The 15,823-nt window shown below is 62.5% G+C and carries 15 protein-coding genes; 9 read left to right on the forward strand and 6 right to left on the reverse strand.

Annotated features, from left to right (window positions below; genetic code table 11):
- The first annotated feature begins 2 nt into the window (after positions 1–2).
- The 4 genes from ACVC5H_RS24340 (at position 3) to ACVC5H_RS24355 (ending at position 3,037) form a co-directional block, all read left to right on the forward strand.
- The gene (locus tag ACVC5H_RS24340) at positions 3–776 is read left to right on the forward strand and encodes an amino acid ABC transporter ATP-binding protein (protein ID WP_489620274.1); all 774 of its coding nucleotides are present in this window, start codon (positions 3–5) and stop codon (positions 774–776) included.
- 95 nt (positions 777–871) lie between these two features.
- Positions 872–1,534: a helix-turn-helix transcriptional regulator gene (locus ACVC5H_RS24345; RefSeq protein WP_489620275.1), complete on the forward strand. Its 663-nt coding sequence runs from the start codon at positions 872–874 to the stop codon at positions 1,532–1,534.
- Between the two features lie 64 nt (positions 1,535–1,598).
- Positions 1,599–2,576 carry a threo-3-hydroxy-L-aspartate ammonia-lyase gene (locus ACVC5H_RS24350; RefSeq protein ID WP_489620276.1) on the forward strand — a complete coding sequence of 326 codons (978 nt, stop codon included), beginning with the start codon at positions 1,599–1,601 and terminating at the stop codon, positions 2,574–2,576.
- A gap of 101 nt (positions 2,577–2,677) precedes the next feature.
- Positions 2,678–3,037, forward strand: a complete 360-nt coding sequence (locus tag ACVC5H_RS24355; RefSeq protein WP_489620277.1) for a 5-carboxymethyl-2-hydroxymuconate Delta-isomerase — start codon at positions 2,678–2,680, stop codon at positions 3,035–3,037.
- A 139-nt stretch (positions 3,038–3,176) separates the two neighbouring features.
- Here the strand turns inward: ACVC5H_RS24355 and ACVC5H_RS24360 are convergent, their stop codons facing one another.
- Positions 3,177–3,587 carry a VOC family protein gene (locus ACVC5H_RS24360; RefSeq protein WP_489620278.1) on the reverse strand — a complete coding sequence of 137 codons (411 nt, stop codon included), beginning with the start codon at positions 3,585–3,587 and terminating at the stop codon, positions 3,177–3,179.
- A gap of 557 nt (positions 3,588–4,144) precedes the next feature.
- Here ACVC5H_RS24360 and ACVC5H_RS24365 point away from each other — a divergent pair.
- A complete protein-coding gene (locus ACVC5H_RS24365; protein ID WP_489622751.1) occupies positions 4,145–5,233 on the forward strand; it encodes a GGDEF domain-containing protein in 1,089 nt (362 codons plus the stop codon).
- 102 nt (positions 5,234–5,335) lie between these two features.
- Here ACVC5H_RS24365 and ACVC5H_RS24370 read toward each other — a convergent pair whose 3' ends face one another.
- The 4 genes from ACVC5H_RS24370 to ACVC5H_RS24385 form a co-directional block, all read right to left on the reverse strand.
- A complete protein-coding gene (locus tag ACVC5H_RS24370) occupies positions 5,336–5,599 on the reverse strand; it encodes a PAAR domain-containing protein (RefSeq protein ID WP_489620279.1) in 264 nt (87 codons plus the stop codon).
- A gap of 37 nt (positions 5,600–5,636) precedes the next feature.
- Positions 5,637–6,986 (reverse strand): hypothetical protein, encoded by a 1,350-nt coding sequence (locus ACVC5H_RS24375; protein ID WP_489620280.1) that lies wholly within the window; start codon positions 6,984–6,986, stop codon positions 5,637–5,639.
- Between the two features lie 37 nt (positions 6,987–7,023).
- Positions 7,024–7,611, reverse strand: a complete 588-nt coding sequence (locus ACVC5H_RS24380) for a contractile injection system protein, VgrG/Pvc8 family (RefSeq protein ID WP_489620281.1) — start codon at positions 7,609–7,611, stop codon at positions 7,024–7,026.
- Positions 7,612–7,738: 127 nt separating this feature from the next.
- Positions 7,739–8,962 (reverse strand): arabinose transporter, encoded by a 1,224-nt coding sequence (locus ACVC5H_RS24385; protein WP_489620282.1) that lies wholly within the window; start codon positions 8,960–8,962, stop codon positions 7,739–7,741.
- A 189-nt stretch (positions 8,963–9,151) separates the two neighbouring features.
- On the opposite strand from ACVC5H_RS24385, the gene ACVC5H_RS24390 reads away from it, so the two are divergent.
- The gene (locus tag ACVC5H_RS24390) at positions 9,152–9,784 is read left to right on the forward strand and encodes a TetR/AcrR family transcriptional regulator (protein ID WP_489620283.1); all 633 of its coding nucleotides are present in this window, start codon (positions 9,152–9,154) and stop codon (positions 9,782–9,784) included.
- Between the two features lie 8 nt (positions 9,785–9,792).
- Here the strand turns inward: ACVC5H_RS24390 and ACVC5H_RS24395 are convergent, their stop codons facing one another.
- Complete coding sequence (locus ACVC5H_RS24395) at positions 9,793–10,815, reverse strand: LacI family DNA-binding transcriptional regulator (RefSeq protein WP_489620284.1); 1,023 nt, start codon at positions 10,813–10,815, stop codon at positions 9,793–9,795.
- A 392-nt stretch (positions 10,816–11,207) separates the two neighbouring features.
- Here ACVC5H_RS24395 and ACVC5H_RS24400 point away from each other — a divergent pair, with 392 nt between their 5' ends.
- The 3 genes from ACVC5H_RS24400 to ACVC5H_RS24410 all read left to right on the forward strand — a co-directional run bounded on the left by ACVC5H_RS24400 (position 11,208) and on the right by ACVC5H_RS24410 (position 15,785).
- A complete protein-coding gene (locus ACVC5H_RS24400; protein ID WP_489620285.1) occupies positions 11,208–12,353 on the forward strand; it encodes an ABC transporter ATP-binding protein in 1,146 nt (381 codons plus the stop codon).
- Between the two features lie 60 nt (positions 12,354–12,413).
- Positions 12,414–14,387, forward strand: coding sequence for a beta-galactosidase (locus ACVC5H_RS24405; RefSeq protein WP_489620286.1), 1,974 nt, complete (start codon positions 12,414–12,416; stop codon positions 14,385–14,387).
- A gap of 150 nt (positions 14,388–14,537) precedes the next feature.
- Positions 14,538–15,785, forward strand: a complete 1,248-nt coding sequence (locus ACVC5H_RS24410) for an ABC transporter substrate-binding protein (RefSeq protein ID WP_489620287.1) — start codon at positions 14,538–14,540, stop codon at positions 15,783–15,785.
- Positions 15,786–15,823 lie beyond the last annotated feature (38 nt).

Here is a 15,823-nt window from a genome sequence, read left to right on the forward strand (position 1 = left end):
CCATGAACAAACCCAACATGATTTCAGTACGCGGCTTGAAGAAGTCCTTTGGCGAACAGACCGTGCTCAGGGACATCCATCTCGAGATCGCCAGGGGCGAAGTGGTCGCCCTGATCGGTCCCTCGGGCTCGGGCAAGTCCACCCTGCTGCGCTGCCTGAACCTGCTGGCCACGCCCGATCACGGCGTCATCAAGATCGGCGGCGAGTGTTTCGACTTCGACCAGACCGTACCCGCCACGCTGAGCGACCGGACCATGGCGCGCTTCCGGGCACAGACGGGCATGGTGTTCCAGCACTTCAACCTGTTCCCCCACATGACGGTGGTGCAAAACGTCATGGAAGGTCCGGTGACCGTACTGCGCCACCCCAAGGCCCATGCGCGCACCCAGGCGATGAAGCTGCTGGCGCAGGTCGGCCTGGCGGAGAAGGCCGGGATGTATCCCGAGAAGCTCTCCGGCGGCCAGAAGCAGCGCGTGGCCATCGCCCGCGCGCTGGCCATGGACCCGGAAGTGATGCTATTCGACGAAGCCACCTCGGCACTCGATCCCGAGCTGGTCGGGGAAGTCCTCAACGTCATCAAGCAACTGGCCGAGCGCGGCATGACGATGATCCTGGTCACGCATGAAATCGCTTTTGCGCGCGAGGTGGCCGACAAGGTGATCTTCATGCGCGATGGCGTGGTGGTGGAAGCCGGACCCCCTGCCCAGGTGATCGATGCACCGACCCAGCCCGCCACCCAGGCCTTCCTGGCGCGGGTGCACAAGATCGCGGCCTGATCCGGGGAAGCATCTCCGACGCGAGCCAAAGACCGGCTGCGGCCGGTCTTTCTTCATCTGGAGCAACGTATACATAACGTCTAATTTTAGATAATATGTATCACATGAGCTCCCGTTCCCGCAAAAAGAAACCCGACCGCCCCGACCACGCCCTGCTGCTCTCGCAACTGCAGCAGGTCGCCCTGGGCCTGGGCCAGACCTTCGCGCCTTTCTGCGAAGTGGTGCTGCATGACCTGCGCGATGCCGACCATTCCATCGTCGCCCTGCACAACAACCTGTCCGGACGCGAAGTGGGCGATGCCACCACCGAGCTGGGGCTGGCGCGCATTGCCGACGAGAGCTATCCGCAGGTCCTGAGCAACTACGCCAACACCCTGCCCGACGGACGCCAGGCCAAGAGCAGTTCGATCGGCATCAAGGATGCCGACGGCAAATACGTCGCGGCGCTGTGCATGAACATCGACCTGACGCTCTTCGGCGCGCTGCAGGGCATGCTGCGCCAGTTCGGCGGTATCGACGGCGCAGTGCGCGTGGCCGAGACGCTGGAGCCGGCCGGGGCCGATGCCCTGCGCAGCCGCATCGATGCCTTTGCCGCACGGCTGTCCACGACGCCGCGCAGCCTCAAGGCCTGTGACCGCCGCCTGCTCATGCGCGAACTGCGCCAGTCCGGTTGCATGGACGTGCGGCGCGCTGCCGAGATCGTGGCGGCGCATCTGGGGGTGTCGCGCGCCACTGTCTACAACGACGAGAAGGATTGACCGCGCTGGCCGTGTGCGTCCGTGCTCATCATTTCACCTTTCCATTCCACTTGAAGGAAACCACATGATCCCGCTCTCCAGTCCTACCGAATTGCCTGGCTTCGCCGACGTCCTGCTGGCTGCCGAACGCATCAAGCCCTGGGCCCACAAGACGCCGGTGCTGCGCTCGCGCACGGCTGATGCGGAAGTGGGCGCGCAACTGTTCTTCAAGTGCGAAAACTTCCAGCGCATGGGCGCCTTCAAGTTCCGCGGTGCCATGAACGCGCTGTCCCAGTTTGATGCCGACCAGCGCAAGCATGGCGTGATCACCTTCTCCTCCGGCAACCACGCCCAGGGTACGGCGCTGGCTGCGCAACTGCTGGGCATCCCGGCCGTGATCGTGATGCCCGAAGATGCACCTGCCGCCAAGGTCGCGGCCACGCGTGGTTATGGTGCCGAGGTGGTGACGTATGACCGCTACACCGAAGACCGCGAAGCCATCGGCGCGCGCCTGGCCGCCGAGCGCAAGATGACGCTGATCCCGCCCTACGATCATCCGCACGTGATGGCCGGACAAGGCACCGCCACCCTGGAACTGCTGCAGGAAACCGGTCCGCTGGACGCGCTCTTCGTCTGCCTGGGCGGTGGCGGCCTGCTCTCCGGTGCCGCCCTGGCGGCGCGTGCGCTGTCGCCGGACTGCAAGATCTACGGCGTGGAGCCGGAAGCGGGCAACGATGGCCAGCAATCGCTGCGCGCCGGCCAGATCGTGCATATCGATACTCCCAAGACCATTGCCGATGGCGCGCAGACGCAGCACCTGGGCAAGTACACCTTCGAGGTCATCCGCCAGCTGGTGGACGACATCCATACCGTGACCGATGCCGAACTGATCGCCGGCCTGCGCTTCTTTGCCGAGCGCATGAAGATGGTGGTCGAACCCACCGGCTGCCTCGGCTTTGCCGCCGCCAGGAAGCTCAGGGAACAGCTGCAGGGCAAGCGCGTGGGCGTCATCATCAGCGGCGGCAACATCGACCTGGGCAAGCTCTCGGGCTATCTGGCCTAATCATTTCCCCCAATATGACGGACGGCCGATCTGGCCTACAGTGACACGTTCCGAGCAGCTGCTGTCCATCCCGCCACCCACTTACAAGGACTTGAACCACCATGCCCCATCTCGTTATGGAATACACCGGCAATCTCGCCATCGACGTGCAGCCTACCCTGCTAAAGCTCAACCAGGCGCTGGTGGCCAGCGGCCACTTTGAAGAGAACGCCATCAAGGCGCGTGCGGTACGTCTGGACGATTATCTGGTCGGCACCGCCTCCGAAGCCAGGCGTGCCTTCGTGGCGCTGCGCCTGGCCATCCTGACCGGACGCACGCTGGAAGAAAAGAAGTCGGTGTCCGACCTGCTGGGCGCGGCCATCCAGAAGGACCAGAGCTGGCCCAAGGACGTCCAGGTGCAGATCACCGTGGAGATCGTCGACATGCAGCGTGAGACCTATTTCAAGGTCAGCCTGCAATAAGACTACCGCTGAGCCCGCTGTGAACAGGCCCCAGAAGCGCAAAAGCCGTCCGGTGCAGACCGGGCGGCTTTCTTGTTGATGAGCGGACGTGCCGCGCGATGCTGTTCTTGTGATGCCGCGCGGCGGTGTACTCAGTACATCAGGGGGCCAGTGCCGGTTCGCGCAGGACTTCGCGGAACTGCACCACGTTGCCTTCCGGATCGAAGCCATCGCAGGCGCGGAAATCCGGGCCACTCCACTCGGACCCGGCCGGTTTCATGCCACCGCCGAGCTGTTCCGCACTGAGGCGCACCTGTGCAAGCGAACGGACCGGCAGGAAGAGCTTGACGGGGACATTCTCGCGCAATACCGGCGGTGAACTGATCTCTACCTTGGCGGCGCTGGCCGGTGGGATCGCATGAATCACCAGCAGGAAATCCTCGGCTTCGATCACTACCTTCTCGGCCTGGGCCTGCTTGGGAACCACCGCCAGCACCCGCGCATAAAACGCGGCGAGGCGGGCTACATCTTTGGCGAACAGGACTGCGCCTGCTTTGGGCTGGGTCGACATCTCTGCTTTCAAAAACGTTGATCGGATCAAACAAGGAACGGCAGAGTTTATGGAGGACTCCAGCGCTTTGCAAGCATTTCGTCACTCCTTGGCGACATCGTTTTGTCGTGTTGCAGCGACGCTCTTCTGTCGTTGTTCGCGCAACATATTGCAGAGCAATATAGGAATCCACTGACACGCGAAAGTGGCGCCGTCCGATGTCCATTTCCCGCCAAAAAATCTATCGTCATGCATTGCCGGGAAGAGGCTAATAAAACGTCAATTGTCAGCATGATCAGCCAAGCTGTTTGTATGTGATCGGAATGGCATCCTTTGCGCCAAAAGCGCGAATAATTTGTAAGAGGATGTTCCAAACCGGTTTACTTCAGAATTTGATCTGCTACCTTTGATGTCGCAGGGCAACATGATGTGCAGTGAAGAAAAAGAAAAATATTTCCGCTTGCGCACCACCATGCCGCGCCGTCCTCCCTACCGCATTCCACGATGCACTGACGGCGACCGACCCGACCATAACGCAACACAACCCTCACGAGTAACGCGCCATGAACATTCGAGACCTGCACGCTCAGTACACTCCCGAACGCTCCATTTTCAAGCGTAGCCAGTCCGTCCAATCCGTCCTCAACGACCGTCCCGGCGACCGTATCGAACTCGCGCATACCGACAGCGATGCCGATGCCTGGTTGGAGCCGGCCTTGTCGGACTTCATCTCGCTGGCCTCGAGCGTGTGCGGCACGCCCATGGGCATGTTCAGCCAGTTGCACGCCGACATCGGACTTCAGCATCCTTACCTCTCGGTCAACAATGGCCGTGGCGACGCGCGCAATCAATGGTGGCGCTTCCCGGGCCAGACCGGTGTGCTGCGCAATGCGGTGGACTTCTCTCTGTGCGAAATGGCCGTGCGCACGCCGGGCGAGGTTACCGAAGTATGCGACCTGAGCAGCGATGTGCGCTTTGCTGCCAGCGCACTGGCGCGCGGCAATCCGGCTGTGCGTTTTTATGCAGGCGTGCCGCTGGTGTCGGGCAATGGCGACATCCTGGGCACGCTGTGCGTGATGGACCGCGTCCCACGCACGCTGAGCCCGGCGCAGCGCGACGCCTTCCAGAAGCTGGGGCGCCAGCTCGAAGCGCAACTGGACAGCCATCGTGCCATGCAGAAGCTGGAACGGCAGACCATGACCGATGCGCTGACTGGCATCGGCAACCGCCGCAGTTTTGACTCGCGCCTGCGCGAAGAATGGACACGCCATCTGCGCAATGCCCGTCCGCTGACCATGCTGATGGTGGACGTGGACTACTTCAAGCAATACAACGACACGTACGGCCACCCGGCCGGTGATGCGCTGCTGGTACAACTGGCCCGTGTGCTGCGTTCACCGCTGCGTGCCAGCGATTTCCTGGCACGCTATGGTGGTGACGAGTTCTCGCTAATCCTGCCGGACACCGATGAGACCGGTGCTCACCAGGTATCCGAACGGATCAAGCAGTCGGTGGCACGGGTGAAGTGGCCGCACACCGATATCGAGATCAGCCTGGGCGCTGCCACAGTGACGCCTTCGGAAATGTGCGACTTCAGCGCCTTGCTGCACGCGGCTGACCAGGCCATGTATCAGCGCAAGCATGGGCGTAATCCGCGCAATGCGTGATCAATGACGGCGCGGGGGAGTAGAGCCCCCGGTCTTCTCCGTTCGTGCATGAGACAAACGCCACTGTTCATGCAGCGGCGTTTGTCATTTGAGGTGTCCTCATCAAGCAGCACCGCTATTGGACAGCGTGGAGATCAGCACGGCACCGCAGGTGACCCGATGACCTTCGAAAGCGACTGAGATGCCATCGACCTGGATGGCCGGATGTCCCTCGACGATGACGCAATCCGCGTGTCCCTTGATGGGACAGGAACAACGGTCGCCAACGCGCGCGACAGCCTTTTCTCTCACCTGTACGCGCGTGTTGGCACTGATGACCTTGCCACCGTGGCTGGTGGGGTCGCCTAGACGGATGACGCCCTTCATCTTGATCTCCGTGTTGTCGACATGGATGACTCGCTGCTCAGTCCGAGTAGCCTTGCATATAGGTCTTCCAGTCAAGGTCTTTTCTCAACCCCCACCAAGGCAGGTAGGCATAGCCCTCTCCCCGTGCGCGGAACCAGTTTTTCTCCGGATCGAAAACACGGGCACGATCAGGTGGCGTCACCACCACAGCTGTAGCTTTATCCGCCTCAGTCGTGCCTGCCACCATCACAGGCTTGCCCTTGTGATGAGCCCATGCGATGGCCAGCGCGACATTCGTGATCGCCGTTCCAGCACGCATGTCACCCAGCAGTTGCGGTGTATTGAAGGTCTGCTTGAGCACGTCCAGTTCAGGCAAGCTCTGCGTCATGGCCTGCGCCAGCGTGCCGATGCGGCGGCCAGCTTCTTCGCTGCCTTTGCCGGCATCGTGGATGACGTAACGAATGTCGCAAGGTGAGATGGACGCCTGTTCGTCGGCTGCCTGGATTGCGCTTTTCCACGCGCTTGCGGTACGGCTTTCACCTTCAGTGGTAGCGAAGTCCCCGACGTTACGAACTGCAGGGCGGGAGATCCATGCAAGAGGTTCGCGGCCTGTCTCGAACTTGGGACCGGCCAGGATCAGCAAGGTACAGTTCTCGCTGATCCGACCATATTCGGGAAACTCGGGCGCATCCATGTTCATGACCCAGACGGTTTTGTCGGGGTGGGCTTCCAGATAATCCATCCCGGCTGCCAGGGAGGTGAAACCGGCGCTGGCGCCGCCTCTGACGAGGTTCACATCGGCGGGGATATTCGCAGTGGATAGCTCGGGGTTGTAGAACACAAACTCTGCGTTAAAAGCCTTGCGTATGCGCTCCGCTGCATTCTCGGATGTCAACATGGGGACATCCGGAATCGCAAATTCGACGCGGATGCCGTGTAGCTCTCGCCACTCCTTTCGTTTCTCCGGTTGGATCGTGTAGAAGTAGTTGCCGTTGAGCGCGTACTGACGGCCGATAGGCTTGACGATTTCTTCTACGTAATCGGATAGGTAGCCTGGGAAGACGCTGCTTCCATCCTCAAAGACACTTTCCCTATCGAAATTGAAGCTTAAGGGAGCAATCTTCTGTATGGTCGTGAATGTCTCGGGATCTCTCTTCACCTCATCGTCGTCTTTATTCGGCTTAACTATGCCAAGCGTCCAGAGCAGTTGCCATTCGGTAGGATAGTCTCTTCTTATCAACGGGTTGAGCCATTGAACACCTACGACCTGCGCCTTGAAGTGCTCGGCGTTCACCAATACAGGCGACCCGTTCACTTCTGTGGCTCTGGAAGAACGATGCATGACCGCAGTTACGATCAGCACCACCAATGCCGCAATAGATAGCGGCAGGAATATCAACCGGTTCATCAGATCTCCTGTTACCCAATGACGGGGTTGTTCTTGATCAAGGAAATACATCCTTCCCAAGCTGACAAAAAACAGCATCGCTTTCCCCGGCCTGCATGACGAAGGCCCGCGGTGGATAGGTGTTGTGCAAGCCACTGGTGTGCCAACGCAAGGCGGCGGCCAGGACGCTATTGTCCTGGCGATGCTCAGTGAGTATCTGCTCGCTGATGTCCAGTACCGAACGGTCACAGAAGACGCGCCAGGTCTTGCGCTGCTCGAGCAGATGCAGTGCATCGCAGAGCTCGATCTCGAACAGCACCGCGCCGGCTTCCGAGTGGACTTGCCGCACGGCGCTGGCCAGGCCGCACACCAATGCTGTGCTCCCTTCGGCATCCTTCACGGAAAAGCCGACGGGAAGTCCTTGCAGGTCGTGGATAGCGATATCCAATGTGCTGCTGGCGCACTGCAGGCGGTAAAGCACGTTGCCGCAGACAGCTTCCGTTCCGCTGACCTGCAAGGCGACCAGATGCTGCACGAGCGCAGGTGCAGAGGGAGGCAGGTGCAGCCTCAGCAGACGACGCTCGTGCGTCAGGAGATTGAACAGCGCACCGAGGGGCGCAGAGGTCATCGAGGAGGTGACTGTCATGGTCCAAACGCAGAGCCGGGAAAGCCCTGCATGCTACCGAACAGCCTGCCGAAATCATTTAGTAGATTTTCTAAATTTTGGCTTCATTGCTACCGCCCCTCGACCACGGACAAGGGAGATGTTTTGCTCAATTGCCGGTCTTCACTGAACGAAGCAAAGCTACGGCCACCAGCATCGACAGGCCCACGACAATCGCCCCTGCCAGATACACGCTCTGTACCCCCGCATGACTGGCCAGCGCACCCGCCAAGGGGCTGGTGATGCCCAGCGACAGATCGAGGAAAGCCACATAGGCCCCCATGGCCAAGCCGCGCGTCTGCGGCGGTGCGCGGCGCATGGCCTCGACGCCGAAACCGGGGAACACCAGCGAATAGCCAAACCCGGTCAGCGCGGCACCCGCATAAGCCATCCACGCCGTCCCCGCCTGCCAGATCAGCAGCTGGCCCAGCACTTCAATGACCACGCAGACCAGCGCCACCCTGGCACCACCGATCTGATCCGGCAGATGGGCAAAGAACAGGCGTGCCACGATGAAGGCGATGCCGAAACTGGTGAAGGCCAGCGAGGAATCCCCCCACGAACGGGCCGCAAACAGCAAGGCGATGAAGGCCGTGATGACGCCAAACCCCACGCTGGACAAGGCCAGTCCCAAGCCCGGCTGCCACACCGCGCCCAGCACCTTGTAGAAGGGCGTGCGCCGCGCCGCGCTGGCAGCCACGCTGCGCTGCGGACTGACAACCAGCAGTGCCAGCAGGGGCAGCGCCACGCTCACGCCGGCAATCGCCGCAAAACCACCGGCATGGCTGATCGCCACGCCCAGCGGCGCGCCGCCCGCCATGGCGGCATAGATGGCGATGCCCAGCCAGGCCATGACCTTGCCGCCATGCTGCGGCCCGACCAGCGCGATGCCCCAGCCCATGGTACCGGTGACGACCAGGCTTTCGCCGAGTGCCAGCAGGATGCGTCCGGCCAGCAGCACCGCCACCGACACCACAGGTTGATCCAGCCAGAGCAGTGACACCAGATAGATCAGCCCGGAGCAGGCCGCTGCCAGGAAGCCGCCCACCACGGCACGCTTGGACCCGCGCAGGTCGGCCACGTTGCCGGCCCAGGCGCGCGAGAGCAAGGCCGCCGCAAACTGCGCACCGACCACGATACCGACCACGGTGGCGTTCATGCCCAGGGCATCCTTGAGGTGCAAGGGCAGCACCGGCAATTGCAAGCCGATGGTGAGAAAGGCGATGAAGACCGCCAGCGTCAGCGGTGCGAGTGCCAGGAAGATCCGCACGCCGCTGCCGGCGCTGGGAGGGGGCGTGAGGGAGATGGGCTGGTCAGCCGGTTTTCCGTTCATGGGAATACCTCGAAGAAAAGTGTGGAATGGAGTATGCAGAGATCCCGCGCAGCGCCGCATTGATGAGACCCGCGCCGCGCAGTAGAATGCGACGAATCCGTCACATCCTGTCGCGTTGCAGTATGCGATTGATTCGTCAGGTTTCCTAGTCGCATTTCAATTCCGCCTTTTTTCTTCTCCTTCGATGCCATGAGCAAGCCCCGCCGCCCCCAGATTTCGCTACGCAAGACGCCCCAGCAAGCCCGTTCCACCGAGCTGGTGGCAGCCATCCTGGAGGCGGCTGTTCAGGTTTTGCTGCGCGAAGGCGCGCCGCGTTTCACCACGGCGCGCGTAGCCGAGCGGGCGGGGGTGAGCGTGGGATCGGTGTATCAGTATTTCCCCAACAAGGCCGCCATCCTGTTTCGCCTGCAGGCCGATGAATGGCAGCAGACCACGGAGATGGTGCGCCAGCTGTTGCAGGACGCGTGCAAGCCGCCGCTGCGGCGCCTGCGCGAACTGGTGCATGCCTTCCTGCGCAGCGAATTCGAGGAAGCCCAGATCAGGATGGCGCTGGCCGATGCCGCGCCGCTCTATCGCGATGCCCGAGAGGCTGAGGAGATGCGCCATGCCTGGGACGGCATCATCGCGCAGTTCATGCGCGAAGCCTTGCCGGGGGTCGCTGCGCCAAAGCGCAAGCGCGCAGGCGAACTGCTCATGACCACCCTTGCGACGGCGGGAGAACATCTCTCGCGCGGCACCCCGCCGGCCAAGGAAGTGCGTGCCTATGGCGACGCCATGGCCGACATGTTCTGTGCGTATCTGGAGAGCTTGCTGCCGCGTTGATGCGGGCTTCAGCCCTTGCGCTTGCGCGGCGCCGCCGTGGAGGCGCGTTCCACCAGTTGCGGCGTGGCCGTCACGCGCATCACGGGCGAGGCGCTGCGGCGCTCGATGAGGGCCAGCAACAGGTCGATGGACATGCGCGCCGCGTCCGCCGTCGGCACCGCCACCGTGGTCAAGGCGGGCCGTGAGACGCGCGCCCACTGGATATCGGTGATGCCGATTACGGAAATGTCGCGTGGCACGTTCAGGCCGAGGTCGGCGATGGCATTCATCGCACCCAGCGCGGGCAGGTCATTGCTGGCAAAGATGGCGGTCAGTTGCGGCTTCTCGCGCAGCAGCGCCATCGTGGCCTGGTAGCCTGCCTCGACCGTATCGCCGATATAGCGGGCACTCTGCAGGGTGTGCTTGACGCCTGCGGCGGCACAGGCCTCGACGAAGCCGCGATAGCGCTCAGCGTGGATGCCGCTCTTCTTGCTGCCGACCAGCGCTCCGATGTGGCGATGACCCAGCCCCAGCAAGTGCTGCGCAGCGATGGCCCCGGCTGCAAAGAAATCCACTGCGATGCAGGGCAGCTCGGGCGGTGCATCCGGTTTTTCCCACATGCACAGCACCACGGGAGCACCGCGCTGCTCGGTCTTCTTCAACTCGTCCATGGGCAGGTTGGCATTCATGATGAGTACGCCGTCCGAGAGCGTACCGGCGATCTGGTCCAGATAGGCACGGCCGGTATCGGGGTCGTCGTTGGTATTGCAGACGATCAGGAAACGGCCGCGCTCGCGCGCCGCGCGCTCGGCGGCCAGCGCGAATTCCGGATAGAAGGGGTTGGCGATGCTGGAGACCACCAGCGCCAGTGTCGGTGCGCGGCCTTCGGCCAGTGCACGGGCAGTGAGGTGCGGACGATAGCCGAGCTGGGCGACGGCATCGAGCACGCGCTGGCGGGTCTGCTCGCCAACCTTGCCGCGCTGGCGCAAGACGTTGGACACAGTGGCCGAGGTAACACCGGCCAGACGGGCAACTTCGGATAAGGTGGTCATGGGTACGTGGAATTGGAGGCCCTCGCATTCAATCCGCTTATGCCTGGCTTGTCAACGCGCGCGCCTTGCCGGGGCAGGCTCATCGGTAGCGATGCCCCGCGGAAATGGCAAATGATTTACGCGGCGTACAGCGTGTTTCCTGACAAAAAGCTGGCAGGGTGCGGTTACAGGATTGTTGTTGCACGGGGCATGCAAGATGGGTATGATCGACCAAAATATTTGCCAACCGAAGACGGCAACACGCTCAGAACAACGACGTGGAGACAACCCCCGATTGCATGCAGGAAACTCAAGCGATCTTTTTTTTGGCTCACTTGATTAAGCGCTTAACCTGACGCCACCTCTGCCTCCTGGCGCCCTGCCCTGCAATCCATTTCTGTTAGGAAAACGTGATGGCCAGCATCAGCTTGCGTGCAGCACAAAAAGCCTACGGCGACGCACCGCCGGTGATCCGCAATGTCGACCTCGACATTGGCGAACATGAATTCTGTGTCTTCCTCGGTCCGTCCGGCTGCGGCAAATCCACCCTCCTGCGCAGCATCGCGGGGCTGGAAGATCTCACCAGCGGCGACCTCTTCATCGGCGGCAAGCGCGTCAACGATGTGCCTTCGGCACAGCGTTCGGTAGCGATGGTGTTCCAGAGCTATGCGCTGTTCCCGCACATGACGGTGTATGAAAACATGAGCTTCGGCCTGACACTGGCCAAGCTGCCCAAGGCCGAGATCGAACAGAAGGTGCGCGAGGCCGCCCGCATCCTGCAGCTGGAAGAACTGCTGCAGCGCAAGCCCAAGGAACTCTCCGGTGGCCAGCGCCAGCGCGTGGCCATCGGCCGCGCCATCGTGCGGCGTCCGGGCGTATTCCTGTTCGATGAACCGCTGTCGAACCTGGACGCCACCCTGCGCAGCCAGACCCGCATCGAGATCGCCCGCCTGCATCGCCAGTTCGAGCGGGCCAGCGTGGTCTACGTCACCCACGACCAGGTGGAAGCGATGACCCTGGCCGACCGCATCGTGCTGCTGCATGCCGGTGCCGATACCCAGCGCTTTGGCAGCATCGCCCAGGTGGGCGCACCCATGGAGCTGTATCACCATCCGCGCAATCGCTTCGTGGCGGGCTTCATCGGTTCGCCGCGCATGAACTTCCTGCCGGCGCAGGTGGTGAGCGCCCAGGAGCAGGGCATCCTGGTACGTCTGCAGCACAGTGAAGAAACCCTGCTGGTGGCCGCGCAAGGTGCAGTACAGCCGGGCCAGGCGGTGACGCTGGGCGTGCGCCCCGAACACATGGAGATCGGCACGCAAGGCCAGTACGGCATCACCCGCGAAGTGATGCTGGTGGAACGCCTGGGCGAACAGACCTACGTGCATCTGGACGAACCAGCCGGCCAGCCGCTGGTGGCCAAGGCACCGGGCGACGCCCGCATTGCGCGCGGCGAACGCCTGCGCGTATCGGTTGCGCCCGGCTGCGCCTATCTGTTCGACCAGGACGGCATGGCGCTGGCGCGCACGCAGGTTCATCCGGGCCTGGCCGCCGCAGCCTGAACAGGCGCGGTCGCCATCCCTCCTCTCTCCACGCTTCACTACCGCTAAGGAACCACGATCATGTCGTTACGATTGGGAGTCTGTTACTACCCGGAACATTGGCCCGAGTCCCTGTGGGAAAGCGATGCCCAGCGCATGCAGGCGTTGGGCATCAAGCAGGTGCGTATCGGCGAATTCGCCTGGAGCCGCATCGAACCTTCGCCCGGCGACCTGCGCTGGGACTGGCTGGACCGCGCCATCGAGGTGCTGGCCAGACATGGCCTGGAAGTGGTGATGTGCACCCCGACCGCGACCCCGCCCAAGTGGCTCATCGACCGTCACGACGACGTGCTGGCGGTGGATGCCAATGGCCGCGAACGCGGCTTCGGTTCGCGCCGCCACTATGATTTTTCTTCCGATTCCTATTACGAGCAATCGCAGCGCATCGTGCGCCTGCTGGGCGAACGCTATGGCCAGCATCCGGCGGTCACCGCCTGGCAGCTGGACAATGAATACGGCTGCCACCAGACCGTGGTCAGCTATTCGCCGTCGGCCCAGCGCCGCTTCCGCCAGTGGCTGCGTCAGCGCTATGGCAGTATCGAGGCGCTCAATGCCGCCTGGGGCACGGTGTTCTGGAGCATGGAATACCGCAGCTTCGACGAGATCGATGCACCTATCGGCACCGTGACCGAGGCGCATCCCTCGCACCGGCTCGACTACCGTCGCTTTGCCTCGGACGAGGTGGTGCGCTACAACCGCATGCAGGTCGAGATCCTGCGCCCGCTCTCGCCGGGCCGGCTGATGGTGCACAACTTCATGCAGATGTTCCTGGAGTTCGATCACTATCCGGTGGCAGCCGACCTCGACGTGGCCACCTGGGACAGCTACCCCCTCGGCGCTCTGGAGGTGATGTGGTACGACGCAGAGACCAAGGCCCGCTGGCTGCGTACCGGCCATCCCGATTTCGCCAGCTTCAACCATGACCTCTATCGCGGCATGTCGGCCAAGCCGTTCTGGGTGATGGAGCAGCAACCCGGTCCGGTGAACTGGGCGCACTGGAACCCGGCACCGCTGCCGGGCATGGTGCGGCTGTGGAGCTGGGAAGCCTTCGCCCATGGTGCGGGCTGCGTGTCCTACTTCCGCTGGCGCCAATGCCCGTTTGCGCAGGAGCAGTTGCATGCCGGCCTGAACCGCCCGGACAATCGACTGGACGTGGGTGGCACCGAAGCCGAACGCGTGGCCCAGGAAATCATCGCCGTCGAAAACGCCAACGGTGCGCTGGCCCAGCCGCGCGGCAAGGTGGCACTGCTGTTCGATTACGATGCCAAGTGGCTCTTCGAGATCCACTTCCAGGGCATCGATTTCGAATATGCGCATTTTGCCTTCGACTACTACTCGACCCTGCGTGCCCTCGGCCTGGACGTGGACATCGTGCCGCTCAATGCCAACCTGCAAGGCTATGCCATGATCGTGGTGCCGCCGCTGCCCATCGTGCCGGAGGACCTGCCGGGCCGCATCGCGCAAAGCGGTGCGCAGGTGGTGTTCGGTCCGCGCAGCGGCTCCAAGACCCCATCGCTGCAGATCCCCTCGACGCTGCCGCCGGGCCCGCTGCAACAGTTGCTGCCGATGCGCGTATGGCGCGTCGAATCGATGCGCCCCAATGTCAGCGAGACGGTGCAGTTCGGCACGGTGCAGGGCCAGGGCCGCTACTGGCGCGACCTGATCGAAGCCGATGGCGAAGGCCTGCAAACCATCGCAAAGTTTGGCGACGGCCACCCGGCCATCGTGCAGAAGGACCGTGCGCATTACCTGGCCGGCATCTTTGACGCCGGGCTGACCACGCGCTACTTCGAAGAAGTGGCACGTGCCGCCGGACTGGCGCCGCAACGCCTGCCGGAAGGCCTGCGCCTGCAGCAGCGCGGCGGCTTGCAGTTCGCCTTCAACTACAGCGATGCGCCGATCCAGCTGCCGCACGCCGAAGGCGCGCAGTTCCTGGTCGGACAGGCGGCGCTGGAGCCGCAGGGCGTAGCCATCTATCGCAGCCAGCAGGCATAGGAAGAACGCCAGCCTCACTCGGGAAGACAGTACGGCGGCTGCGGCCGCCGCTGCGCAAGCAGGCAAAGAACCTGCGCAAGAAAGCGTGCAAGAACCATACAAACAATATCCATGACATCAGCTGTTTGAACCAAACATTCGGAGACAACAATGAAAAAGATGATTCGCATGACCGTGATCGCCGGCTGCCTGGCCGCATCCGCCGCCTGGAGTGCCGCCGCCGTGGCCGGCACCCTGGCCGTCAACATCGCCTACAAGGGCGCCGTGCAGCGCAACGTGTGGCAATCCACAGTCGATGAATTCAAGAAGGCCAACCCCGACGTGGACGTCAAGGTCTCCTTCATCGAGGAAGAAGCCTACAAGGTGCAACTGCCGGGCTGGCTCTCGACCCAGGCTCCGGACATCATCAACTGGCACAACGGCGAACGCATGGCCTTCTACGCCAGCCGCGGCCTGCTGGAAGACCTGAGCGAGGACTGGAAGAAGAACGGCTGGGACAGCACCTACGCTTCCACCAAGGAAGCCTCGTCCTGGCAGGGCAAGCAGTATTCGGCACCGACCGTGTATTACTCCTGGGGCATGTTCTACCGCAAGGACCTGTTCAAGAAGGTCGGCATCGCCGGCGAACCCAAGACCTGGGATGAATTCCTGGACGCCTGCAAGAAGCTCAAGGCCGCCGGCATCGCCCCCATCGCCGTGGGTGGCCGTGATGCATGGACCTTGGCCGGCTGGTTCGATTATCTCGACCTGCGCATCAACGGCAACGCCTTCCACCAGCAACTCATGGCCGGCGACGTCGCCTACACCGACCCGCGCGTGAAGAAGGTCTACACCGCCTGGAAGAGCCTGATCGACAACAAGTATTTCATCGACAATGCGCTGTCCTATGACCTGGATGGTGCGCAACCCTTCCTGTTCCAGGGCAAGGCGGCCATGATGCTGATGGGCACCTTCATCGCCAAGGGCTTCCCGGCCAAGCTGGCGCCGGAGATGGGTTACTTCCAGTTCCCCATCATCGATGCCAACGTGCCGACGGCCGAAGAAGGCCCGACCGAATCCATCCACATCCCGGCCAAGGCCCGCAACAAGGCAGATGCCCACCGCTTCATCGCCTTCGTGGGAACCCCGGCCATCAGCGCCAAGCTGGCCGAAGGCCTGGGTTCGCTGCCGGCCAACAGCAAGTCGCCGGCTCCGGCCGATCCGATCTCGCGCATTGGTTTCGAGATCCTTTCCAATGCCAAGGGTGGCATCTCGCAGTTCTATGATCGCGACATGACCAAGGAGATGGCCGATGAAGGCATGAAGGGCATGCAGAAGTTCGTCAGCGATCCGACCAGGATCGATGACGTGCTCAACGAACTGGAACAAAGCCGCAAGCGCATCTACAAGAAGTCCTGACCGTCGTTGATGCCTGGCCCGTCCAGGCAGTCCATCCG

Source organism: Herbaspirillum sp. Her3, assembly GCF_057961275.1.